The sequence below is a fragment of the Streptomyces tremellae genome (assembly GCF_039540215.1).
GTDB classification, from domain to species: Bacteria; Actinomycetota; Actinomycetes; order Streptomycetales; family Streptomycetaceae; genus Streptomyces; species Streptomyces tremellae.
This window is the reverse complement of record NZ_BAABEP010000014.1, coordinates 61,479-85,467: the sequence shown is the minus strand read 5'-3', so window position 1 is coordinate 85,467 and position 23,989 is coordinate 61,479. Positions and strand designations below refer to the sequence as shown.

Here is a 23,989-nt window from a genome sequence, read left to right as displayed (position 1 = left end):
CCCGGTCTGCGGGTCGATCAACGGGGCCAAGACCGGCGATCCGACACCTGGGCACCAGCCCGCCGGCTCCCGGGAGATGTGCCCGGGCAGCGGGCAGCCCGCGCAGTAGCAGGAGCCGCGCAGTACCGGGCCCCGGCCGCCACCACGGCGGCCGGGGCCTTGCTCGTCTCAGCTCTCCACGACGTAGTAGCTACCGCCGACGGCCACCGAGCAGTGCGAGACTCGATAGCCGTCACCGTCTCCTCGCTTCGGCCCGCCCGTGCCGTGGCGGTGTTCGCCGTCACAGTACGGGCACTGGATGACGAGTTGACCGTCTTCTCGCCAGGCCGCCCCCCTCGGTGCCCTGCTGTCCTCCATGGCAATTCCCTCCCTGGGGCACGGTGCCCTCACTCTCTAGTTATGGGGGACTAGCGGCGGAATGTGACATTCCAAGCTGGACTTTTACCGGCCCTTCGATTCGAAGGCGGCGGCCAACGAGCACGGAAGTCGCAGCGCAGGGGCGACAAACGGGCAGGTCACAGCCCCGTTCCATCCGTCGAGTGGATGGTGCTTCGGGGTCTCTGGCGCGTCGCGCTTTTAAGGTGTCACAAATACATATCTGGGTTCCCCGTCCCCGTGCCGCCGCTGATGAGGAACGACAACCTGGCCTCCACCAGCGCGCGCAGCGTCTGCTGTCCACCGGGCGGCAGAGTGCCCTCCGCCACCAGCTCGGCGAGGGAGAACGCCTTTGGGCGCACCACCCGCAGGGACAGGCAGGCCGATCCGACGGCCACCGGCGGCAGCACCGCGTGCATCCTGGTGCCGTCGGGGAGCCGCGCGTCCACCCAGGGCCGAGCGTCGTCGAGGCGCCTGCCCGCGGCCGCCGCGAGCCGCTGCGCGAGCCGCCGCACCGAGGCCGCGTCGGGGAACGCCACGCCCGTGAGTTCGAGTCCACCGCCGCGGTCGACCCACACCCGGTCGGGCGCGGAGACCAGCACGTCCGTCACCTCACCGTCCGCGAGCAGCGCGTCGAGCGGCCCCGTGCCGACCAGCTCGCTCCGCAACTCCTCCGCCGCGCCGAGCACTTCGGCGTCGCCGAGCAACCGGCCCTGCGCCCGCAGCGCGGCCGCGACCCGAGCGGGCGTCGGCTCCGCGCCGCTCTCCGCGAGCCGCCGCCGCACGGCCTCCAGCAGGCCGGCGCCGCCGTCCGCCGCCGCGCCCGTCACGACCGCACACCCCCTTCCGGCCCGAGCGCGCGCTCCCAGAAGGCCGAGCAGAACGCGGCGAGCGGCCCCCTGGCCCGCGCCCCCGGTGGAGCGCCACGCTCCAGCGCCTCCGACAGGGCGGGTTCCTGCGGCAGTTCGCCCACGAGGGGCAGGCCGAGCACCTCGGCGATCCAGGTGCCGTCAAGACCCGCCGGGCAGGGGCCGCGAACCACGGCCCGCAGATCCCGCAGCACCATCCGCACCCGCGAAGCCACCTGCTCGGCCGCCGCGACGGCCCGCAGCTCGGCGGGCACCACCAACAGCCCGACGTCCAGCTGTGCCAGCGCCTCCGCGACCGCCTCGTCCACCCGGCGCGGCAGGTCGACCACGACGACTCCACCGCGCCTGCGCGCGGCAGCCAGCACAGAACGCATCGCGTCCGGGCCGACGGTGACTGTCTCGCCGCGGTGCCAGCTGAGCACGCTCAGGTCGTGCAGCCGGGGCAGCGAGTCCTCAAGAGCCGTGCCCGCGACGCGCCCCTTGGAAGCGGCGAAGTCGGGCCAGCGCCTGCCCTCCGCCCGCTCCCCGCCGAGCAGCACGTCGAGCCCGCCGCCCAGCGGGTCGGCGTCGACGAGCATGGTCCTGCGGCCCGCCCGCGCGGCCGTGACCGCGAGCGCGCACGCCAGCGTCGACGCGCCCGCGCCGCCCCGGCCTCCGATGACGCCGACCGTGACCGCGTGCTCGGCCGCCCCCTCGGCCGCGTCGGCGAGCCGGTCGGCCAGCCAGCCCTCCGCGTCCGGCAGCCGCAACACGCACTCCGCGCCGATCTCCACGGCCAGGCGCCACACGGACGGGTCGTCCTGCTCGCGGCCCACCAGCATCACACCGGACCTGCGGGCCGCTCCCCTGCACCGGGCCGCCGCGTCATCCCCGACGAGGACCAGCGGCGCTTCCTCCCAGCTCCCTTTTCTCTCCGGCAGCGTGTGATGCACCTCCGGCTCCGCGCCGGCCGCGGCGCACAGCCGCAGCAGGTCGTCGAGCAGCCGCACGTCCTCCGTCACGATCAGCGGGCGCGCAGGCGCCGCGCCAGGACGTGCGGCGCCCGGCGGCCCTTCGCCGCCGAGGCCGCCCCGGCGGCCGCGGTGTTCGCGCCGCTCCCGCCGCTCCCCCTCTTCTCCCCGGGCCCGCGGGCCCTGTTCTTCCTGCCGGCCGGGCCGTTCCCCCTCAGCCAGCTGTTCCCGCCGACCGGGCCGCTCCCACCGCGTCGGCTGCTCCCACCGGCCCTGCCGGTCCCGTCCCCTCAACGCCTTGATCCCCGTCATGCCCGAGCCCCCGTATCTTTCTCCGCGCGATCTCTCGCCATGCGATCTCTCACAGCGCTCAAACCCGCGACCGGCCCGCACACACCGTGCGCGCCCCGCAGCACCACGGCACCACGGCACCACGGCACCGGTCGGCGCGCCCCCACGGAGCGCGCGGACTCATCCGGTATCCGCGATTCCGGTCCTTGCGGACTTCGCCGCGGAATCAGGCTGCCTGACTCCGGAAAAACATGTGGATCTTGCTCGAAAGCTGTGGACAACTCGACGAATGTGAATAACTCAGTAGCTCAAAGCGGTGACATTCGCCGCGCGGACTCCCGCTACACGGTGTGACGGTGCACGCTGGGCTGAAACAGCTCGCAGGGCAGCCGACAGCGGCGCGCCAACGCGCGCGGCACAGGAGGTGAGGGGCCAGAACCGGGCCCGGACATGCGACGACCCCCGCCGGGGGGGAGAGCGGGGGTCGTCCCCACGGCCGACTCGGGGGGGGAGGAGCCGGACCGGGTTAGACACGGTCGCGAACGATCCGTGACTTCCATGGTGTACCCGAGAGCCTTCTCAGGCAAACCCACACGCCATACCTTACGCCGAATGGTGGGCGCATATGCTCGGAGCGTGGAAAACGACTACTTGCCACGTACAGCTGCCTTCTTCGACTTGGACAAGACGGTCATTGCGAAGTCGTCGACGCTGACCTTCGGCCGGTCCTTCTACCAAGGCGGCCTGATGAACCGCCGCGCCGTCCTGCGCACCGCGTACGCGCAGTTCGTCTTCCTCGCCGGGCGCGCGGACCACGACCAGATGGAGCGCATGCGGCAGTACCTCTCCGCGCTGTGCAAGGGGTGGAACGTGGCACAGGTCAAGGAGATCGTCGCGGAGGCACTGCACGACCTCATCGATCCGATCATCTACGACGAGGCCGCCTCGCTGATCGAGGACCACCACGCGGCCGGCAGGGACGTGGTCATCGTCTCCACCTCGGGGGCCGAAGTCGTCGAGCCCATCGGCGCGTTGCTCGGTGCGGACCGTGTCGTCGCGACCCGGATGGCGATCGGCGAGGACGGCTGCTTCACGGGCGAGGTGGAGTACTACGCGTACGGGCCGACGAAGGCCGAGGCCGTCCGCGCCCTCGCCGCCTCCGAGGGGTACGAGCTGGCCCACTGCTACGCGTACAGCGATTCCGCCACGGACGTGCCGATGCTCGAATCGGTCGGCCATCCCTTCGCGGTCAACCCGGACCGGGCGCTGCGGCGCGAGGCGGCGAGCCGCGGCTGGCCGGTCCTCGTCTTCGACCGCCCGGTCCGGCTGCGGCAGCGACTGCCCGCGTTCTCCCTGCCGGGGCGCCCCGGGGTGGCGGCCGCCGTCGCGCTCGCCGCCGCCGCGGTGACCGCGGGGCTCGTCTGGTACGCGTCGAACCGCAGGCGCGCCCTGGCATGAGCCGCCCGCGGGCACCTGCGGAAACGCACACACGCACAGGGAAAGACCGGCGCGGAAAGCGGAAAGTCGGCCGCAGAAGGGCCGGCACAGAAGGGCCGGTACAGAAGGATCGGCACGGAAAGGCCCGCACGGAAAGACCGGCACAGAATTGCGGCGGCGCCTTGCGGCACCGCCGCCGGCACGCCCGCCGGGTTACCAGGCGTCCTTCGAAATGCGCCCATCAGGTCGGGTACTTTGCCCGTCACCTGGTGCGGCTGGCCCGTAATCGACGGGTCGACGTCGCGTGGGTGCCCGGTGGTGTGCACGCGGTCCGTGTGGCCTGTGCGTGTGCGGTCGTCCTCTCGGACGTCCGTGGTCACGCGGGCCGTTGATTCCTTTGTACTCCCGGGCCGACCGGGACGGAACCCGCCGCCCCACCTTTTTACTTACACCTTCAAACAGCCAGGAAGGTGGCCGGCCTGACGCCGTCGCACGAGAGGTCGAAGCCGGCCCCTCAGCGCCCCGCAACCCCGGAACGCCCCAAAAGGACCTCAGGCCGCGCCGCGCTGGAGCGCCTCGCAGACCGCGGTGGACTCCCTGACGCCCAGCTCGACCGCGCGCCCGCAGTGGGCGATCCACGCGGCCATCCCGCCAGGGGTGCCCGACAGATAGCCATCGAAAGCCGCCGCGTAGGCGGCCCTGCCCTGCTCCGCGTGGCCGACCTCCGCCGGACAGATCGACTTCGGGTCCAGACCGCTGTTGATCAGCACGACGCGTTCCGCGGCCCGCGCCACCACGCCGTTGTACGAGCCGAAGGGCCGCAGCGCCAGCAGTTCGCCGTGCACGACGGCGGCCGCGACGAGGGCAGGCGCGCCGCTCGGGGCGAGGAGCAGCCCGGTCAGCCCGTCGAGCCGGCCCGCCACCTCCTCGGGGCCGGGCAGCCGCGCCTCGGTCAGCGGCTCCGCACCCTCGTGGCCCGGCGCCTCGACCACCGGCTCCCCGGCGAGCCTCGGCCGCCCGACGCGCTCGTCGGCCGCGCTCGCACCGCCCGCCGCTACCAGGTGCAGCCTGGCCAGCACGCGCGTCGGGGACTGCCGCCACACGGAGAGCAGCTGCCCGGCCTCCGCGGTCACCCGCAGCGCCGCACCCACCGTGCGCGCCTGCGGGTCCGCACCGAAGTCCGTGCGCCGCCGCACCTCTTCCAGCGCCCAGTCCGCGCCGGACAGGGCGGCGGAGCCGCGCGCCGCGCGCAGGGCGGCCTCCGAGGTGACCTCCGTACTGCGGCGCCGCATCACCCGGTGCCCGTAGACGCGGTCGACGGCCGCGCGGACGGACTCCACCGCGTCGGCGACCCCGGGCAGCGAGGCCAGCGCCGCCAGCGGGTCGTCGGGCCGCGGGGCCGCCGCGGGGCGGGGCGAGGTGTCGGAAGGGGTGTCGGAGGCGGACCTGCTCATAGGGAGCGAGGCTACGCGCCCCCGCCGGAGCGCCCACGGTGGAGTGGTCTTCTTCACGCAAGCCGGACACGGCACGCAGCGAATCGACTACTCTACGTAAGCATGAAGATCGCTTTCGTGGGCAAGGGCGGCAGCGGCAAGACCACGCTGTCCTCGCTCTACATCCGCAGCCTGGCCGCGGACGGCACCCCCGTCGTCGCCGTCGACGCCGACATCAACCAGCACCTGGGCGCCGCACTCGGCCTCACCGAGGAGGAGGCCGCGGCGCTGCCCGCGATGGGCGCGCACCTCCCCCTGATCAAGGACTACCTGCGGGGCAGCAACCCGCGCATCGCCTCGGCCGAGTCGATGATCAAGACGACGCCGCCCGGCGAGGGCTCGCGGCTGCTGCGCGTGGTGGAGGACAACCCGGTCTACGACGCGTGCGCGCGCCCTGTGCGCCTCGACGGCGGCGCCGTGCGGCTGATGGCGACGGGCCCGTTCACCGAGGAGGACCTCGGCGTCGCCTGCTACCACTCCAAGGTCGGCGCGGTCGAGCTGTGCCTGAACCACCTGGTGGACGGCCCCGGCGAGTACGTCGTGGTGGACATGACGGCCGGCTCCGACTCGTTCGCCTCCGGCATGTTCACCCGGTTCGACCTCACGTTCCTGGTCGCGGAGCCGACACGGAAGGGCGTTTCGGTGTACCGGCAGTACAAGGAGTACGCCCGCGATTTCGGCGTCGCGCTGAAAGTGGTGGGCAACAAGGTGCAGGACGCGTCCGATCTGCGGTTCCTGCGGGACGAGGTAGGCGACGACCTGCTCGTCACGCTGACGCAGTCGGACTGGGTGCGGGCGATGGAGAAGGGCAGGCCCGCGCCGTTCGACCGGCTGGAGGAGGCGAACCGCGCCGCCCTCGAAACGCTCAAGGCCGCCGCCGTGCGGTCGTACGAGCACCGCGACTGGACCCGCTACACCCGGCAGATGGTGCACTTCCACTTGAAGAACGCGGAGAGCTGGGGCAACGCGAAGACCGGCGCCGACCTGGCGTCCCAGGTCGATCCCGCGTTCGTGCTCGGCGAGACGGCCGCGCTGGCCCGGCAGGGCTGACGGGAAGCCGCGGCCGGGCCGACCGGGGGCCCGGCAGGGCTGACGGGGGCTCAGGGACGGGGCCGCACGCGCCGCTTCCCGCGCGCCGCCGTGCGCGTCCCACACCCCCGCGGGCCCCTCACACACCACCTCGGGCTCCGGCGTACCGCCGGAGCCCTTAAAAGCGACTATTCACTATTACGGGTGAATGATTGCTCCGCCTGCCGCTCGGCGGACGACAATGACTTTACGCATCGTTACGGTTTGTTTGCCATTTCTTGAACCATTCCCCGGTCCTGTACCGCTTCCGGTCCTGACCGATCCCGCCACTGCACGTCGTGACTCCCGGCCGCCGGACCACCGGCGCCGTGCCACCCCAGAGGAGACGGGAACATGTCGTCCGCACGCGTACCCTCCGGGCCCCCCTCGGGCCCCACGACCCGTACCGCCACCACCGCGACCGACTCGACCACCACCCACCAGCGGCCCCACGGGCCGCCGTCCCGGGCCGGCGCGCCCGCACCGGGCCACGGGCCGGGCGGCAGGCGCCGCCTCCGCCTCGCGGGCGCCGACGTGTCGGCGTCCGTCACCGTCTTCCTGATCGCCATTCCCATGTCGCTCGGCCTCGCCGTGGCGATGGGCGCCCCGCTCGGCGCCGCACTCCTCGCCGCCGGCATCGGCGGCATCGTCGCCGGCGCACTCGGCGGCTCACCTCTTCTGGTCAGCGGCCCCTCGGCGGGTCTGACCGTCGTCACCGCCGGCATGATCCAGCAGTTCGGCTGGCGCACGACCTGCGCCATCACCATCGGGGCCGGACTCCTCCAGATCCTCCTCGGGACGTTCAGGGCCGCGAGGTCCGCGCTCGCCGTCAGCCCCGCCATCGTGCACGGCACGCTCGCAGGGATCGGCGTCGCCATCGCGCTCGCCCAGCTCCATGTCGTGCTCGGCGGCTCCCCGCAGAGCTCCGCCGTCGACAACGTCCTCGCGCTGCCCGGCCAACTCGCCCATGTCGGGCCGGTGTCGCCGCTCATCGGCGCGCTGACCCTGGCCGTGCTGGTCCTCTGGCCGCGGCTGCCGGGCCGCGCGCGCAGGACCGTGGGACGGGTCCCCGCCGCGCTGGTCTCGGTCGGCGCCGCGACCGCCGTGGCCGCGTTCACCGCCCCCGACGTCGCGCGTGTCGACCTGCCGTCCTGGAGCGCGCACGTCCTGCCCGCGGTGCCGGACGGCCCCGCGCTCCCGCTGCTGACGGCCGTGCTGACGATGACGCTGGTCGCGAGCCTGGAGTCGCTGCTCTCCGCGGTCGCCGTGGACAAGCTCGCCGGGGCCCGCGCCACCGGTGCGCCGCGCCCGCCGCGGCCCGACCTCGACAGGGAGCTGCGCGCGCAGGGCGTCGCCAACGCGCTCTCCGGACTCCTCGGCGGACTCGCCGTATCCGGCGGCGCCGTGCGCGGCTCGGCCAATGTGCGGGCGGGCGCCACGGGCCGCGCCTCCACGGTCCTGCACGGCGTCTGGGTGCTGCTCGCCGCCGGGCTGCTCGCCCCCGCGCTCGAATGGATCCCGCTCTCGGCGCTCGCCGCGCTGGTGATGGCGGTCGGCGTCCAGATGGTGTCGTACGCGCACATCCGCAACGTCCACCGGCACCGCGAGTTCCTGGTGTACGTGGCGACGGTGGCCTCGGTGCTCCTGTTCGGCGTGCTCCAGGGCGTGGCGTTCGGCGGCGCCGTCGCGGTGGTCGTCGCGCTGCGCAGGCTGGCCCGTACGCAGATCACGATGGAACCGCTCGGAGACGGCTACCACGTGCGCGTCAGTGGGCAGTTGACGTTTCTCGCGGTCCCCCGGCTCACCCGGGTGCTGCATCAGGTGCCGCAGCACGCGGTGTGCGTGGTCGAGCTCGACGGGTCGTTCATGGACCACGCCGCGTACGAGGTGCTGCACGAGTGGCAGACGGCGCAGGCCGCGCACGGCGGCACCGCGGAGTTCACCGGCGGGGCGGGCGGTCGGCTCGCCGAGCCGCGGCGCGAGCCGAGCGGCTGCTGCCGTCCCTGGACGCCGTGGCGCAACCACCACTGCGGGGAACCGCACGCGCAGCGGGCGCGGGACCTGGACGGCGTACGGCCGCGGCGCGGCGCGCGCATCCCGCTCGCCGCCCTCACCGCCCTCGCGGCCCGCGCCCGCGCGCGCCGGGGACCGGTGCGCCACGGCAAGCAGGCCGGCCTGGCGGGACAGGGCGGACCCGCGGGGCAGGCAGCGCGGACGGCCGTGCCCGCGCCCCCGGGCACCGGCGCCGGCCGGCTGGCCAGCGGGCTCAGCTCGTTCCAGCGGCACACGGCGCCCCTGGTGCGGGACGAGCTGGCGCGGCTGGCGCGCGAGGGACAGCGGCCCTCACAGCTGTTCCTCACCTGCTCGGACTCCCGGCTCGTCACGAGCATGATCACGGCGAGCGGCCCCGGCGACCTCTTCACCGTGCGCAACGTGGGCAACCTGGTCCCGCTGCCCGGCGCCGAGGGCGGCGACGACTCGGTGGCCGCGGCGATCGAGTACGCCGTCGACGTGCTGCGCGTCGGCTCCATCACCGTGTGCGGGCACTCGGGGTGCGGCGCCATGCAGGCGCTGCTCGCGGACGACGCCGCCCGGCAGGAGGGCGGCTCGGCCGCGGCCGAGCCCACCCCGCTGCGCCGCTGGCTGCGGCACGGCCTGCCGAGCCTGCGGCGCATGCGCGAGCCCGGCGGCCCGGCCGCGCGGCTCTCCGCGCGGCCCGCCGCCGACACGGTCGAGGAGCTCTGCCTGGCCAACGTCGTCCAGCAGCTGGACAACCTGCGGGCCCACCCCGCCGTGGCCCGCGGGACCGCGGAGGGCGCCCTGGCGCTGCACGGCATGTACTTCCACGTCGGGGAGGCCCAGGCGTATCTGCTCGACGAGCGGCCCCGCGCCCGGTCCGGGCCGGAACCCGACCCCGGCGCGGACGCCCCCGTCTTCCACCGCGTGGGCACGGCCGAGACCGAGCCGGCCGGCTCCCCCGCCTGAGCCCCGGGCCGCCGGCGGCGGCGCCCCCTCCCCGTGTCCTGCGGGGCGGGGGCGTTCATATGTCCGAAGGACGGGGCGCGTTGCCGTCCGGGGCGCTCCGACCCTGCCGAGGCGCTGTACCCGGCGCGCGCAGAGGTGCCAGGATCAACTGTTGACTGCGATGATCGAGCATCCCGAGAATTGGTCTAAACCAGCTGCACGTCTGCGTCAGGAGTCGCCATGAGTGAGCATCCCTCCCTCTCCAACCTGCTCAAGGAAGAACGCCGGTTCGCGCCACCCGCGGACCTGGCCGCGCACGCGAACGTGACGGCGGACGCCTACGAACAGGCGGCGGAGGACCGGCTCGGCTTCTGGGCCGCGCAGGCGAGGCGGCTGGCCTGGGAGACGGAGCCGACGCAGACGCTCGACTGGACGAACCCGCCGTTCGCGAAGTGGTTCGCCGACGGCAAACTGAACGTCGCGTACAACTGCGTCGACCGGCACGTCGAGGCCGGCCACGGCGACCGGGTCGCGATCCACTTCGAGGGCGAGCCCGGCGACAGCCGCACCCTGACGTACGCGCAGCTCAAGGACGAGGTCTCCAAGGCGGCCAACGCCCTGCTCGAACTCGGCGTCACCAAGGGCGACCGGGTCGCCGTCTACCTGCCGATGATCCCGGAGGCGGTCGTCGCGATGCTGGCCTGCGCCAGGATCGGCGCGCCGCACTCCGTCGTCTTCGGCGGCTTCTCCGCCGACGCCGTCGCCTCCCGCATCCAGGACGCCGACGCGAAGGTCGTCATCACCGCGGACGGCGGCTACCGACGCGGCAAGCCGAACGCGCTGAAGCCCGCCATCGACGAGGCCGTCGCGAAGTGTCCGCAGGTCGAGCACGTCCTCGTGGTCCGCCGCACGGGCCAGGAGACCGCGTTCGACGCGAGCCGCGACGTGTGGTGGCACGACGTCGTGGACCGCCAGTCCGCGCAGCACACGCCGGAGGCGTTCGACGCCGAGCACCCGCTGTTCATCCTGTACACGTCCGGCACCACGGGGAAGCCGAAGGGCATCCTGCACACGTCGGGCGGCTACCTGACGCAGACGTCCTTCACCCACCACGCCGTCTTCGACCTCAAGCCGGAGACCGACGTCTACTGGTGCACCGCCGACATCGGCTGGGTCACGGGACACTCGTACATCGTCTACGGGCCGCTCGCCAACGGCGCCTCGCAGGTCATGTACGAGGGCACCCCCGACACCCCGCACCAGGGCAGGTTCTGGGAGATCGTGCAGAAGTACGGCGTGACGCTGCTGTACGCGGCGCCCACCGCGATCCGCACGTTCATGAAGTGGGGCGACGACATCCCCGCCCGCTACGACCTGTCCAGCCTGCGCGTCCTCGGGTCGGTCGGCGAGCCGATCAACCCGGAGGCGTGGGTCTGGTACCGCGAGAACATCGGCGGCGGGAAGACCCCGGTCGTCGACACCTGGTGGCAGACCGAGACGGGCGCCGTGATGATCTCCCCGCTGCCCGGCGTGACGGAGACCAAGCCGGGCTCGGCGCAGCGCGCGCTGCCCGGCATCTCCGCCACCGTCGTGGACGACGAGGGCAACGAGGTGCCCGACGGGGGCGGCGGCTACCTGGTCCTCACCGAGCCCTGGCCGTCGATGCTGCGCACGGTCTGGGGCGACGACCAGCGCTTCCTCGACACGTACTGGTCACGCTTCGAGGGCAGGTACTTCGCCGGCGACGGCGCGAAGAAGGACGACGACGGCGACATCTGGCTGCTCGGCCGGGTCGACGACGTCATGCTGATCTCCGGCCACAACATCTCCACCACGGAGGTCGAGTCGGCGCTCGTCTCGCACCCGAAGGTCGCGGAGGCCGCGGTCGTCGGCGCGGCGGACGACACGACCGGCCAGGCGATCGTCGCGTTCGTGATCCTGCGCGGCTCTGCCCAGGTGGACGACGGGCTGGTCGCCGAGCTGCGCAACCACGTCGGCGCGACGCTCGGCCCGATCGCCAAGCCGAAGCGCGTCCTGCCCGTCGCGGAGCTGCCGAAGACCCGCTCCGGCAAGATCATGCGGCGGCTGCTGCGGGACGTGGCGGAGAACCGCCAGCTCGGCGACGTGACCACGCTGACCGACGCGTCCGTGATGGACCTGATCCAGAGCCAGCTGCCGACGGCGTCGAGCGAGGACTGAGGGACCACCGTCACGGACGGTGACCACGCCCCCTGCGGGGGTGCCGGGGACGGGCTCCCCGGCACCCCCGCCGCCGTTCCCGGGGGCAGGCGGCGACACGGGCGCCCGCGGCCGGTGTGTGCGGGCCGCGCGAACGGGGGTACCGATGGGTGACACGGCCGTCCCCGGGCCCCGCCCCGTGGGGGCAGCGCGCGCGGACGACCGCCGTCCGGCATGATCGGACAACGGGAACATCTGACTCACGGGCCCCGGGGGCCCTGAGCAGGAGCCCGGAAGCGGGCGCGGGCCGCGCGTCCGGGTCCCGGCGCCCGCGGACGCAGAAGAACGACACCAGAGAACAGTTACGGCCGAGGAGAGGGAGTCACCGATGAGCGACCCCGAGAAGCAGGTTGCCGACGCGGTAAAGACGGGCACCGTCGTCGAGACCGTCCCCGCCGACCGCAGTCTCGGCCAGCTGGTCGCCGCCGCCACCGCCGAGATGTCGGAGCTGGTGCACGACGAGATCGCGCTCGCCAAGGCGGAGTTGCGCCAGGACGTCAAGCGGGGCGTGATGGGCGGCGCCGCGGGCGGCACCGCCGGAATCTTCCTGCTGTTCTCGCTGCCCATGTTCAGCTTCGCTGCCGCGTACGGCATCCACAACCTCGGGCTCGGCCTCGCCTGGTCGTTCCTGATCGTCGCCGGCGCCTTCGTGGTGCTCGCCGGCATCCTCGGCGGCTTCGCCGCGCTGAAGTTCAAGAAGGTGAAGCCGCCCCAGAAGACGATCGCGGCCGCGAAGGAGACGGCGGCCGTGCTCCAGAAGGCCAAGCCGCACGAGCGGGAGCTCGCGACCACCGCCCCCTCGGACTCCGCGACTGTGGCACGCTCGTCTGCATGACGGCCTCTGACTCGGGCGTGCGCATCGACGGACCCTGGACCCATCGCGACGTGGCGGCCAACGGTGCGCGCTTCCACATCGCCGAGCTGGGCGAGGGGCCGCTCGTGCTGCTCCTGCACGGCTTCCCGCAGTTCTGGTGGACCTGGCGCCACCAACTGGAGGCGCTCGCGGACGCCGGGTACCGGGCGGTGGCGATGGACCTGCGGGGCGTCGGGGGCAGCGACCGCACGCCCCGGGGCTACGACCCGGCGAACCTGGCGCTCGACATCACCGGCGTCGTACGGTCGCTCGGCGAGCCCGACGCGGCGCTCGTCGGACACGACCTGGGCGGCTACCTGGCCTGGACCGCGGCCGTGATGCGGCCCAAGCTGGTGCGGCGGCTGGTCGTCAGTTCCATGCCGCACCCCCGCCGTTGGCGCGCGGCGATGCTCTCCGACCTCGCGCAGACCCGCGCGGGGGCTTACGTGTGGGGGTTCCAGCGGCCCTGGGTGCCGGAGCGGCGCCTGGTCGCGGACGACGCGGCGCTGGTCGGCGAGCTGATCACCCAGTGGTCGGGGCCCGCCAAGCCCGACGACAAGGCCCTCGCCACCTACCGGCGGGCGATGCAGATCCCGTCGACCGCGCACTGCGCGGTCGAGCCGTACCGCTGGATGGTCAGGTCGCTCGCCAGGCCCGACGGCGTCCAGTTCTACCGGCGCATGAAGCGGCCCGTGCGCGTCCCCACGCTCCAGTTGCACGGCGCGCTCGACCCGGCGATGCGCACCCGCTCCACGGCGGGCTCCGTCGCGTACGTGGAGTCGGCCTACCGCTGGCGGCTGTTCGAGGGCGTCGGGCACTTCCCGCACGAGGAGGACCCGGTCGCCTTCTCCACCGAGCTGCTCGACTGGCTCGCCGACCCGGCGCAGGACCGGCACGACGCCTGAGGCGACCGCGACTCCCCCGAACTGATGAATCCGCTACGACGGCCGCACGAGCTGCCAATTGCCGGGAGCATAGGCCGATTGAGGCGGAGCTGCGTGGTTACCGACCATGGGGCACGGGCACACGTCGGGTATGGGCTGGACGCACGATCACAGTGACGCAGCACGCAGGAACCCGGCATCGGCCGAAGCGCCGATCACGTACCCGAGGGATGGTGTCCCGCAGATAGGGGTCACGGACCAGGAGCAGCGGCTGGGGCTCGGTATCCCCCTCATCATCCGCCGCAGGGCGCGCTGGGTCTCCGCGAGGCTGCGCCACCAGCGTGGCGCCTCGACGGCCAGGGCCGGCACGCGCAGCAGCGCCTGAGCGGTCCGCCCGCCCTCCGTACGCGACACGACCCACCGACCACCCCGCCCCGGGCCGCCCGCCCGGGGCTTCTTCACGCCCGACCAGGCCTCAGGAAACGTCGCCTGCCGGGCCTTTGGAGCCCTGTCCGGCGGGTGCAGGGTCCCGTTCACGAGGTCGCGGTCGGTCTGCTAGAGCGCGCAGCCCTGCGTGTCGACCTGCTGGTGTGCCGTCCTGCCCGCCGTGATGTCGGGCCCGATCTCGTCGGCGGTCAGGGCGTAGCCGGTGTTGTCGTCGTCGAGCGACCTGGCGAAGATCACCCCGTACACCCGGCCGTCAGGGGTCAGCAGCGGGCCGCCGGAGTTGCCCTGCCGGACCGTCGCGTAGAGCGAGTACACGTCGCGCGTGACATTGCCGCGGTGGTAGATGTCGGGGCCGCTCGCGTTGATCCGCCCGCGGACGCGCGCGGAGCGCACGTCGTACGCGCCGTTCTCGGGGAAGCCCGCGACGATGGCGCTGTTGCCGCTGCGCGCGTCGGCGGCGCTGAACTTCAGCGGCGTCGCGTCGAGGTCGGGCACGTCGAGCACGGCGATGTCGCGCTGCCAGTCGTAGAGGACGACCTTCGCGTCGTACAGCCTGCCCTGCCCGCCGATCTGCACGGTCGGGTCGCTGACGCCGCCCACGACGTGTGCGTTGGTGATGACCCGGTGGTCGGCGAAGACGAACCCGGAGCCCTCCAGCACCTTCCCGCAGCCCGAGGCCGTGCCGACGACCTTCACCACGGACTTCTGCGCGCGGGCCGCGACGGGGCTGCCCGCGAGGGCCGGGTCAGGCGCCTGGACCTGGGTGATCGGCTCGTTCGCGAAGGGGCTGAAGACCTGCGGGAAGCCGTTCTGCGCGAGGACCGAGGAGAAGTCGGCGAACCAGGTGGTCGCCTGGTCCGGCATCACCTGGGACACCCCGAGGAGCACCTTGGAGCTGCGCACCTCCTTGCCGATCGTCGGCAGCGACGTGACGGCGAGCGCGGAGCCGAGGAGCCACGCCACCAGCAGCATCGCGACCACGTTGACCAGCGCGCCGCCCGTCGCGTCCAGGGCGCGGGCGGGCGACCAGGTGATGAACCTGCGCAGCTTGTTGCCGAGGTGCGTGGTGAACGCCTGGCCGACCGAGGCGCAGACGACGACGATCACGACGGCCACGACGACCGCGGTCGTGGACACGTCGGCGTTGCTGGTCAGCTGCTTCCAGACCAGCGGCAGCAGGTAGACGGCGACGAGGCCGCCGCCGAGGAAGCCGATCACCGAGAGGATGCCGACGACGAATCCCTGGCGATAGCCGATGACCGCGAACCACACGGCGGCGACCAGCAGCAGGATGTCCAGCACGTTCACCGTCAGATGCCTCGCATTGTCGTCCCAGGCGCCTCGCGTGGTGGTCTTGAGGCCCTGGCGGGGTCGTGGCCCACCCGGGCCCCTCGGGTCGGGGCCCGGCGTCCGGGCGCGGGTGCGGGGTTCAGCCTGTCATGCACGCCAGTCGAGGGGGACCCGCCTGTCGCGGTCCCAGGGCAGCTCCCACCCGGCGTAGTGCAGCAGCCGGTCGATCACACCCGCCGTGAAACCCCAGACCAGCGAAGATCCGCACTGGAAGGCGGGGCCCCGGTGGCCGCCGGGGTGGACGGTCGTGGCGCGGTGTGCGGGGTTGGTGAGATCCGCCACGGGAACCGTGAAGACCCGCGCGGTCTCCGCGGGGTCGACGACCCCGACCGGGCTCGGGGTGTGCCACCAGCCGAGCACCGGCGTCACGACGAACCGGCTGACCGGGATGTACAGCCGCGGCAGCACGCCGAAGACCTGCACGCCCGAGGGGTCGAGGCCGGTCTCCTCGTGGGCTTCGCGCAGGGCGGCGCGCAGCGGCCCGCTGGTCGCCGGGTCGCCGTCCTCCGGGTCGAGCGCGCCACCGGGGAAGGACGGCTGGCCCGCGTGCGAGCGGAGGCTGCTCGCCCGCTCCGTCAGCAGCAGTTCGGGGCCGCGCTCGCCCTCGCCGAAGAGGACGAGGACCGCCGACTGGCGGCCGCCGCCGTCCTCGGGCGGCAGGAACCTGCTCAGCTGCTCGGGCCGTACGGTCGCGGCGGCGCGCACGACGGGCTGGAGCCACCCGGGCAGGCCGGCCGTGCTGACGGCGGGGCCCGGCGGGGCGCCGCCCGCCTCGACGGGCGGCGCCGCCCGTCCGGTCGCCGCCGCCTGGGCGGCGTGCCCCGTGGCCGCCGCGGCCTCCCCGGCCCTGTGTGTCCGCGCGTTCGTCATCTGCACCCCCGAGCGGTAACGCGGCGGCGCGGTGTGATCGTTCCCCCCCGGGGCCGGTGCGGGCGCCGGCGGCCCGCCTCGGCTCACGCGCCGCCCTCCGGGGCGCCGAGCGGCGGCGCGGGCCTGCCCGGATAGTCGGACGGCGGGCTCAGCCGCTGGCCCGGCTTGCCCGCCAGCTCGTACTTGAGGAGCTTCTTCGCCTTCTCCGGGTCCGTCTCGCCCTCCCCGTACGCGGGGCACAGCGGCGCGATCGAGCAGGCGCCGCAGGCGGGCTTGCGGGAGTGGCAGACGCGGCGGCCGTGGAAGATGATCCGGTGCGAGAGCATCGTCCACTCGCTCTTGGGGAAGATCGCGGCGACGTCCGCCTCGACCTTCTCCGGGTCCTGGGCGTCCGTCCACTTCCACCGCCGCACCAGGCGGCCGAAGTGGGTGTCCACGGTCAGACCCGGCACTCCGAAGGCGTTGCCCAGCACGACGTTGGCCGTCTTGCGGCCGACGCCGGGCAGCGTCACCAGATCCTCGATACGGGGCGGTACCTCCCCGCCGAACCGGTCGCGCAGCGCGGTGGAGAGGCCGATCAGCGACTTCGCCTTGGCGCGGAAGAACCCCGTCGGCCTGATGACCTCCTCAAGCTCCTCGGGCACCGCCGCCGCCAGGTCCTCGGGGGTGGGGTACTTCGCGAACAGCCCCGGCGTCGTCTGATTGACCCGCAGGTCGGTCGTCTGCGCGGACAGCACGGTCGCGACCAGCAGCTCGAACGCGTTGCTGAAGTCGAGCTCCGGGTGGGCGTACGGGTAGAGCTCGGCCAGCTCGCGGTTGATGCGGCGGGCGCGCCTGACCATCGCGAGATGCGACTCGGGTTTTGCGGCTTTCGCACTTTTCTTCGGTTTTGCCGAGGGCTGTTCGCCCACAGCGGAACTGGACTCCGCGGACACTCTCCAAGCCCCCTTGGCCTGCGCTGTCGCCGGTCGTTCACCGGTCAGTTGGACACCCGGCCAGCCTAAAGCCCGCCACTGACATCCGGGCGGATACGGGCCTGCCGTCACCCGATTCCGCCGGAGCGCGCGGCAGAGCACCCTTGGTAGGTCAAACTTTCCGTACGGAGAGGTTGCTGCGCGTTCGGCATCAGCAGCACCTACGGCATCATGGGGATCGCGGTTTCCCGGCAGGGGCCCGCTTCCCGAGCAGGTCGACAAGGAGAGAACTCGTGGACGACGTTCTACGGCGTGCCCCGCTCTTCGCGGCGCTCGATGACGATCAGGCCACCGAGCTCCGCGCCTCGATGAGCGAGACCACGCTCGCGCGCGGCGACGCGCTGTTCCACGAGGGGGACCCCGGAGACCGCCTCTACGTGGTCACCGAGGGCAAGGTCAAGCTCCACCGCACCTCCCCCGACGGGCGCGAGAACATGCTGGCGGTGCTCGGCCCCGGCGAGCTGATCGGCGAGCTCTCGCTGTTCGACCCCGGCCCGCGCACGGCCACGGCGACAGCGCTCACGGAGGTCAAGCTCCTCGGCCTCGGCCACGGCGACCTGCTGCCCTGGCTCAATGTGCGCCCCGAGGTCGCCTCGGCGCTGCTGCGCGCCATCGCCCGGCGCCTGCGCAAGACCAACGACCAGATGTCCGACCTGGTCTTCTCCGACGTGCCCGGCCGCGTGGCGCGCGCCCTGCTCGACCTGTCGCGCCGCTTCGGCGTCCAGTCGGAGGAGGGCATCCACGTCGTCCACGACCTCACCCAGGAGGAGCTGGCGCAGCTGGTCGGCGCCTCCCGCGAGACGGTCAACAAGGCCCTCGCGGACTTCGCCCAGCGCGGCTGGCTGCGCCTGGAGGCCCGCGCGGTGATCCTCCTCGACGTCGAACGCCTGGCGAAGCGCTCCCGCTGACCCCGCCCGGCCGCGGCCCGACAGCCGCGGCCACCCGCGTCCGGAGAGAGGGGCGTGCCATCGCCCCGGAGACGGCAGGACCGCCCAGGAGGACCGCGTCCCCGACCCCGAGGACTTCCTCGTACGCGAGGGCGCGCTCGACCGCGTACAGGCACCCTTCCGCCCCCTGGCGGCGGACGTGCGGCGCCGGGTGCCGGACGCGTACGGCCCCCCGGCTGCACAGCGCCTACCTGTACGGCTCCGTGCCGCGCGGCACGGCACGCCCCGGGGAGTCCGACCTCGACCCGCTGGTCGCCCTGCACCCGTACGGCGCCGGGGACGAACCCTCCAGGGACGACCGGGCCGCCGGCCCGCGCGCTCGCTGCCGCGCTCGACTCCGCGTACGACGTGATCGACGGCGTCGGCATCCTCACGCACACGACGCGCCGACTGCTCAGCGCGCGAGCGGTACGACCTCGGGTGGTTCACCGCCTGCCTGTGCACGCCGCTCACCGGCGACGACCTCGCTGCGCTGCTGCCGCGCCACCGGCCCGACACGGTGCTCGCCCGCGAGACCAACGGTGGCCTTGAGCACCGGCTCCCCCGCTGGCGCGCGCAGAACACGGCCGCCGCAGGCGACCCGGCCGAGCGCGCCAGGCTGAGCCGCGCGTACGCCCGCCACCTCGTCCGTACGGCCTTCACGCTGGTGATGCCCCGCTGGGGCGGCTGGACCAGCGACCTGGACAGGTCGGCGGAGATCTTCGCCCGGTACTACCCCGAGCGCGGCGACCAGCTGCGCGCCGCGGCCGCCGTCGCGCGCGCCCCGGTCGAGGACCCCGCGGTGCTCGCGGCGTGCGCGGACGACCTGAGGCCCTGGCTCGCGGCCGAGTACGCGCGGGCGCACGGGCCAAAGGCGCATCCCGAGGAGTGAGTCGCGCGGCGCGGGCGCCCCGTGGGGTCAGATGAGGCCGTGCTCGGCGAGGTAGTCGAGCTGGGCGCGGACCGAGAGCTCGGCCGCGGGCCACAGGACGCGGTCGACGCCCGCGTAGACCTCGGCCACCACCTCGGGGGCGGTGCGCAGGCCGTTCTCGACCGCGGTCTCGACCTGGGCCAGGCGGTTGGCGCGGTGGGCGAGGTAGAACTCGACGGCGCCCCTGGCGTCCTCAAGGACCGGTCCGTGCCCAGGAAGCACGGTGTCCACGCCGTCGTCCACCGTCAGCGACCGCAGCCTGCGCAGCGAGTCGAGGTAGTCGCCGAGCCGCCCGTCCGGGTGGGCGACGACGGTGGTGCCGCGGCCGAGGACCGTGTCGCCTGTGAGGACCGCGCGGTCGGCCGGCAAGTGGAAGCTGAGCGAGTCGGCCGTGTGGCCGGGCGTCGGCACGACCCGCAGTTCGAGGCCGCCCGTGGTGACGACGTCGCCCGCGCCGAGGCCCTCGTCGCCGAGGCGCAGCGCCGGGTCGAGGGCGCGCACGGCGGTCCCGGTCAGCTCGGCGAAGCGCGCGGCGCCCTCCGCGTGGTCGGCGTGGCCGTGGGTGAGCAGGGTCAGCGCGACCCGCCTGCCCGCCTCCTCCACGGCGCGGACCACGGCCCGCAGGTGCCCCTCGTCCAGCGGGCCCGGGTCGATCACGACGGCGAGGTCGGAGTCGGGTTCCGCGACGATCCAGGTGTTGGTGCCGTCGAGGGTCATGGGCGACGGGTTCGGCGCGAGGACGATGGCCGCGCGCGCCGTCGCGGCACCCGAGGTGACGGCCCCGCGCGGCTGCCCCGGCAGCTCGGCGGCGCCGGTCATGCCGGCCCGCCTTCCGGGGTGGCGGCGATGCGCCGGGTGAACTCCTCGTGGCCCGGCCAGGTGAGGACGACCTCGTCGCCCTCCGTGCGGGCCCGCGCGAGCACCGGCACAAGATCGCGCTTCGCCGCCGCGTCGAGCGCGCGGGCGGCGGAGCCGTACCGCTCCAGGTCGCGCAGCGTCGAGACGGTGGGCGGCATCATCAGCAGGTCCCCGCGCTCGTAGGCGGCGACCGCGTCGGCCGGCCTGATCCAGGCGGCGCGGTCGGCCTCCGTCGAGGCGTTCCTGCTGCGCTGGCCCGCGGGCAGGGCCGCGACGAAGAACCACGTGTCGTAGCGGCGCGCCTCGAATTCCGGCGTGATCCAGCGCGCCCACGCGCCCAGCAGGTCGCTGCGGAGCACCAGGCGCCGCTTGTCGAGGAACTCCGCGAAGGACAGCTCGTGCGCGGCGAGCGCGGCGCGGTCGGCCTCCCAGTCCTCGCCCGTGGTGTCGCCCACGACGCTGTCCGCGCTCTCGCCCGCCAGCAGGACCCCGGCCTCCTCGTAGGTCTCGCGGACCGCGGCGCACACGACGGCCTGCGCCTCCGAAGGCCCCACGCCGAGCCGGCGCGCCCAGGTCTCGCGGCCGGGTCCTGCCCAGCCGACGTGCCGGTCGTCGTCGCGCGGGTCGACGCCACCGCCCGGATAGACGTACGCGCCGGCCGCGAACGCCATCGAGGCCCGCCGGCGCAGCATGTACACGTCGGGCCCGGGGGCGCCGTCCCGCAGCAGTACGACGGTTGCGGCACGGCGGGGCTCCACCACGTCGAGTGCGCCCGCGGCGAGCGCCCTGATCCGCTCGGGCCACTCGGGCGGGAACCACTGACCTGTAGGCATGGCCGGATGGTATGCGGTCGCGGTCGGATGTTCGAGAGGTGATCGCGCGAGCGGAGGCCCGCAGGGGGCGGCCCGTACGGGGAAACGGGCCGGCGGGAGCCAAGCCGTACGGGCGACCCGTGCGAGGGCATCCGTACGGGGGGGATCCGGGTGGGGAGATCCCTATCGGGGAGATCCGTACCGGGGAGATCCGTACCGGGGGGATCCATACCCGAGGGGACACGGGCGGACCGGGCGCTCCGGCCCGCCGGAGGGGCCGGCCGGACCGCCCGGGGCCCGTAGGGGCTCAGCCCTCGGTCAGCTCCACCTGGATCTCGACCTCGACCGGCGCGTCGAGCGGCAGCACCGCGACGCCCACCGCGCTGCGCGCGTGCACGCCCTGGTCGCCGAGGAGGTCGCCGAGCAACTCGCTCGCGCCATTGATCACGCCGGGCTGGCCGGTGAAGTCCGCGGCGGACGCCACGTACCCGACGACCTTCACCACGCGCGCAATCCGGTCCAGGTCGCCCGTGACGGATTTCACGGCGGCGAGCGCGTTCAGCGCGCAGGTGGCGGCGAGCCCCTTGGCCTCCTCCGCGGTGACCTCGGCGCCCACCTTGCCGGTGAGCGGCAGCTTGCCCTCCACCAGCGGGAGCTGGCCCGCCGTGAAGACGTACGCGCCGCTGCGGACGGCGGGGACGTACGCGGCGAGCGGCGGCGCGACGTCCGGCAGGGTCAGCCCGCGCGCCGCGATCGCGGCCTCGACTGCCCCGCTCACGCGGCCTTCTCCCGCTTCAGATAGGCCACGAGCTGCTCGGGGTTGTTGGGTCCCGGCACGACCTGGACGAGTTCCCAGCCGTCCTCGCCCCAGGTGTCCAGGATCTGCTTGGTCGCGTGCACGAGAAGCGGCACGGTGGCGTATTCCCACTTGGTCATGGGGCGACTGTAGCCGGACCGCCCCTAGGGGCCGCCCCCGGGAAACCCCGGGGGCGGCCTGGTGCGTAGCCCGCGACGCGACTGGTTAGGCTCGAATACGTGAGCAGGCTCCAGGTCGTCAGCGGCAAGGGCGGTACCGGTAAGACGACGGTCGCCGCCGCGCTCGCGCTCGCCCTCGCCACCGAAGGCAAGCGCACCCTCCTCGTCGAGGTGGAGGGCAGGCAGGGAATCGCACAGCTGTTCGAGACCGAGCCGCTGCCGTACGAGGAACGGAAGATCGCCGTGGCCTCCGGCGGCGGCGAGGTGTACGCGCTGGCCATCGACGCCGAGCAGGCGCTCCTCGACTACCTCCAGATGTTCTACAAGCTGGGCAGCGCGGGCCGCGCGCTCGGCAAGCTGGGCGCGATCGACTTCGCGACGACGATCGCGCCGGGCGTCCGGGACGTCCTGCTGACCGGCAAGGCGTGCGAGGCCGTGCGGCGCCGCGACCGCGCGGGCCGCTTCGTCTACGACCACGTGGTGATGGACGCGCCGCCCACCGGCCGCGTCACCCGCTTCCTCAATGTGAACTACGAGGTGGCGGGCCTCGCGAAGATCGGCCCCATACACAACCAGGCGCAGGCCGTGATGCGGGTCCTCAGGTCGCGCGAGACCGCGGTCCACCTGGTGACGCTGCTTGAGGAGATGCCGGTCCAGGAGACCGCGGACGGCGTCGCGGAGCTGCGCGCGGCCGAACTCCCCGTGGGCAACGTGATCGTGAACATGGTCCGCCCGCACCTGCTGGACGAGGCCGCGGTGCGCGCCGCCTCGGGCGACCGGCGCAAGGAGGTCACCAAGGTGCTCGCGGGCGCCGGCCTCGCGGCCCCGACGAAGCTCGTCGGCCCGCTGCTCGACCAGGCGGCCGAGCACGCGCAGCGCGTCGAGCTCGAACGCGAGCAGCGGTCCGTGCTCGCCGGGATCGGCGTGCCCGCGTACGAACTCCCCCTGCTCGGCGAGGGCGTGGACCTCGCGGGACTGTACGGGCTTGCCAGGGAGCTACGACAGCTCGGGAAGGCTTTCGCATGAGCAAGGCCCAGGAGCCCGGCGGCGGCGCGGAAGCCGCGGGCGTCCCCTCGGACACGCCCGCCCTCGACGTGGACGCCCTGCTGGACGACCCGGCCACCCGCATCGTCGTGTGCTGCGGCTCTGGCGGTGTCGGCAAGACCACCACCGCCGCGGCGCTCGGCGTCCGGGCGGCGGAGCGCGGCCGCAAGGTCGTCGTGCTGACCATCGACCCGGCCCGCCGGCTCGCGCAGTCCATGGGGATCGACGCGCTCGACAACACCCCGCGCCAGGTCAAGGGCGTCGAGGGCTCGGGCGAACTCCACGCGATGATGCTCGACATGAAGCGGACGTTCGACGAGATCGTCGAGGCGCACGCGGACAAGGAGCGGGCCAGGGCGATCCTGGACAACCCGTTCTACCAGTCCCTGTCGGCCGGTTTCGCCGGTACGCAGGAGTACATGGCGATGGAGAAGCTGGGCCAGCTGCGCTCCCGCGACGAGTGGGACCTGATCGTCGTGGACACCCCGCCGTCGCGCTCCGCCCTCGACTTCCTCGACGCACCGAAGCGCCTCGGGTCCTTCCTCGACGGCAAGTTCATCCGGCTGCTGATGGCTCCTGCGAAGGTCGGCGGGCGGGCCGGGATGAAGTTTCTCAACGTCGGCATGTCGGTGATGACGGGCACGCTGGGGAAGCTGCTCGGGGGGCAGTTCCTCGGCGACGTGCAGACGTTCGTGGCGGCGATGGACACCATGTTCGGCGGTTTCCGCACCCGCGCCGACGCCACGTACCGGCTGCTCCAGGCGCCCGGCACTGCCTTCCTCGTGGTGGCGGCGCCCGAGCGGGACGCGCTGCGCGAAGCCGACTTCTTCGTACGGAGGTTGGCGGCGGAGCGGATGCCGCTCGCGGGCCTCGTACTCAACCGCGTGCACGACAGCGGCGCCCGGAGGCTGTCCGCCGAGCGGGCGCGGGCAGCCGCCGAAAATCTTGAAGAGGCCCGCATTGTGGATCAGGCGCCCGGGAATGGTGTCCCTGGCGCCGCTCCCCGTCGCCCCGAAGCCACCACGGCAGGACCGAGTGGCGGTCCCTCTCCCGAGGCCGTCGAGCCGTCCGAGCACCCCGGCACCGCAGCTGTCGCAGGCACCGCGCCAGGCTCCTCACTGGGCGATGTGCCCGAAAAGCCCGCTGATGCGGGACAGTTGGTTGACGCGGAGCAGCTGACGGCCGGCCTGCTGCGTCTGCACGCGGACCGCATGCAGGTCATCGCGCGCGAGCGGCGCACGCGCGACCGCTTCACGGCGCTGCACCCCGAGGTGCCGATGGCGGCCGTGCCCGCGCTGCCGGGGGATGTGCACGACCTGGCGGGGCTGCGGGCCGTGGGCGACCGCCTCGCGGCAGGCGAGGACGCGTAGCCGCTCGCCG

General features: G+C 73.5%; 20 protein-coding genes and 1 pseudogene. 11 read left to right on the top strand and 10 right to left on the bottom strand.

Annotated features, from left to right (window positions below):
- Positions 1-605 precede the first annotated feature (605 nt).
- Positions 606-1,205 (bottom strand): annotated as a pseudogene (locus ABEA77_RS13080) (ATPase, T2SS/T4P/T4SS family); the annotation flags it as partial.
- Positions 1,202-2,506: a septum site-determining protein Ssd gene (gene ssd / locus ABEA77_RS13075; RefSeq protein WP_345645704.1), complete on the bottom strand. Its 1,305-nt coding sequence runs from the start codon at positions 2,504-2,506 to the stop codon at positions 1,202-1,204. The gene ssd and the pseudogene ABEA77_RS13080, both read right to left, overlap by 4 nt.
- 591 nt (positions 2,507-3,097) lie before the next feature.
- Between ssd and ABEA77_RS13070 the strand changes: the two genes are divergently transcribed.
- Positions 3,098-3,943 (top strand): HAD family hydrolase, encoded by an 846-nt coding sequence (locus ABEA77_RS13070; protein ID WP_345645701.1) that lies wholly within the window; start codon positions 3,098-3,100, stop codon positions 3,941-3,943.
- 530 nt (positions 3,944-4,473) lie between these two features.
- Here the strand turns inward: ABEA77_RS13070 and ABEA77_RS13065 are convergent.
- Positions 4,474-5,376 (bottom strand): Fic family protein, encoded by a 903-nt coding sequence (locus tag ABEA77_RS13065; protein ID WP_425588272.1) that lies wholly within the window; start codon positions 5,374-5,376, stop codon positions 4,474-4,476.
- Positions 5,377-5,478: 102 nt separating this feature from the next.
- On the opposite strand from ABEA77_RS13065, the gene ABEA77_RS13060 reads away from it, so the two are divergent.
- From ABEA77_RS13060 to ABEA77_RS13035, 6 genes are all read left to right on the top strand, one after another.
- A complete protein-coding gene (locus ABEA77_RS13060) occupies positions 5,479-6,465 on the top strand; it encodes an ATP-binding protein (RefSeq protein ID WP_345645695.1) in 987 nt (328 codons plus the stop codon).
- 372 nt (positions 6,466-6,837) lie between these two features.
- Positions 6,838-9,468 carry a SulP family inorganic anion transporter gene (locus ABEA77_RS13055; protein WP_425588271.1) on the top strand — a complete coding sequence of 877 codons (2,631 nt, stop codon included), beginning with the start codon at positions 6,838-6,840 and terminating at the stop codon, positions 9,466-9,468.
- Positions 9,469-9,687: 219 nt separating this feature from the next.
- Positions 9,688-11,646 carry an acetate--CoA ligase gene (gene acs / locus ABEA77_RS13050; RefSeq protein WP_345645692.1) on the top strand — a complete coding sequence of 653 codons (1,959 nt, stop codon included), beginning with the start codon at positions 9,688-9,690 and terminating at the stop codon, positions 11,644-11,646.
- A 367-nt stretch (positions 11,647-12,013) separates the two neighbouring features.
- Complete coding sequence (locus tag ABEA77_RS13045) at positions 12,014-12,520, top strand: phage holin family protein (protein WP_345645690.1); 507 nt, start codon at positions 12,014-12,016, stop codon at positions 12,518-12,520.
- Complete coding sequence (locus ABEA77_RS13040) at positions 12,517-13,443, top strand: alpha/beta fold hydrolase (protein WP_345645687.1); 927 nt, start codon at positions 12,517-12,519, stop codon at positions 13,441-13,443. Before ABEA77_RS13045 ends, ABEA77_RS13040 begins: the two co-directional genes overlap by 4 nt.
- A gap of 130 nt (positions 13,444-13,573) precedes the next feature.
- A complete protein-coding gene (locus ABEA77_RS13035) occupies positions 13,574-13,807 on the top strand; it encodes a hypothetical protein (RefSeq protein ID WP_345645684.1) in 234 nt (77 codons plus the stop codon).
- Positions 13,808-13,977: 170 nt separating this feature from the next.
- Here the strand turns inward: ABEA77_RS13035 and ABEA77_RS13030 are convergent, their stop codons facing one another.
- The 3 genes from ABEA77_RS13030 to nth all read right to left on the bottom strand — a co-directional run bounded on the left by ABEA77_RS13030 (position 13,978) and on the right by nth (position 17,024).
- Entirely contained in the window at positions 13,978-15,177 is a 1,200-nt protein-coding gene (locus ABEA77_RS13030; protein WP_345645682.1) for a MarP family serine protease, read from the bottom strand.
- Positions 15,178-15,306: 129 nt separating this feature from the next.
- On the bottom strand, positions 15,307-16,089 hold the full coding sequence (locus tag ABEA77_RS13025; protein WP_345645859.1) for an NUDIX hydrolase: 783 nt from the start codon (positions 16,087-16,089) through the stop codon (positions 15,307-15,309).
- A gap of 83 nt (positions 16,090-16,172) precedes the next feature.
- Entirely contained in the window at positions 16,173-17,024 is an 852-nt protein-coding gene (gene nth / locus ABEA77_RS13020; protein ID WP_425588270.1) for an endonuclease III, read from the bottom strand.
- Between the two features lie 272 nt (positions 17,025-17,296).
- Between nth and ABEA77_RS13015 the strand changes: the two genes are divergently transcribed.
- Both ABEA77_RS13015 and ABEA77_RS13010 read left to right on the top strand, forming a co-directional pair.
- A complete protein-coding gene (locus ABEA77_RS13015) occupies positions 17,297-17,971 on the top strand; it encodes a Crp/Fnr family transcriptional regulator (protein WP_345645679.1) in 675 nt (224 codons plus the stop codon).
- A 538-nt stretch (positions 17,972-18,509) separates the two neighbouring features.
- Entirely contained in the window at positions 18,510-18,881 is a 372-nt protein-coding gene (locus tag ABEA77_RS13010; protein WP_345645677.1) for a hypothetical protein, read from the top strand.
- A gap of 27 nt (positions 18,882-18,908) precedes the next feature.
- On the opposite strand, the gene ABEA77_RS13005 is transcribed toward ABEA77_RS13010, so the two are convergent.
- The 4 genes from ABEA77_RS13005 to sp36 all read right to left on the bottom strand — a co-directional run bounded on the left by ABEA77_RS13005 (position 18,909) and on the right by sp36 (position 21,526).
- Entirely contained in the window at positions 18,909-19,739 is an 831-nt protein-coding gene (locus ABEA77_RS13005; RefSeq protein WP_345645675.1) for an MBL fold metallo-hydrolase, read from the bottom strand.
- Complete coding sequence (locus ABEA77_RS13000) at positions 19,736-20,611, bottom strand: NUDIX hydrolase (protein ID WP_345645673.1); 876 nt, start codon at positions 20,609-20,611, stop codon at positions 19,736-19,738. The genes ABEA77_RS13005 and ABEA77_RS13000 overlap by 4 nt, the downstream gene beginning before the upstream one ends.
- A gap of 286 nt (positions 20,612-20,897) precedes the next feature.
- On the bottom strand, positions 20,898-21,368 hold the full coding sequence (locus ABEA77_RS12995) for a RidA family protein (RefSeq protein WP_345645671.1): 471 nt from the start codon (positions 21,366-21,368) through the stop codon (positions 20,898-20,900).
- Entirely contained in the window at positions 21,365-21,526 is a 162-nt protein-coding gene (gene sp36 / locus ABEA77_RS12990; RefSeq protein ID WP_014178397.1) for a Sp36 family protein, read from the bottom strand. The genes ABEA77_RS12995 and sp36 overlap by 4 nt, the downstream gene beginning before the upstream one ends.
- Positions 21,527-21,625: 99 nt before the next feature.
- On the opposite strand from sp36, the gene bagA reads away from it, so the two are divergent.
- The gene (bagA, locus tag ABEA77_RS12985; RefSeq protein WP_345645668.1) at positions 21,626-22,591 is read left to right on the top strand and encodes an ATPase BagA; all 966 of its coding nucleotides are present in this window, start codon (positions 21,626-21,628) and stop codon (positions 22,589-22,591) included.
- On the top strand, positions 22,588-23,979 hold the full coding sequence (gene bagB, locus ABEA77_RS12980) for an ATPase BagB (RefSeq protein WP_345645665.1): 1,392 nt from the start codon (positions 22,588-22,590) through the stop codon (positions 23,977-23,979). Before bagA ends, bagB begins: the two co-directional genes overlap by 4 nt.
- Positions 23,980-23,989 lie beyond the last annotated feature (10 nt).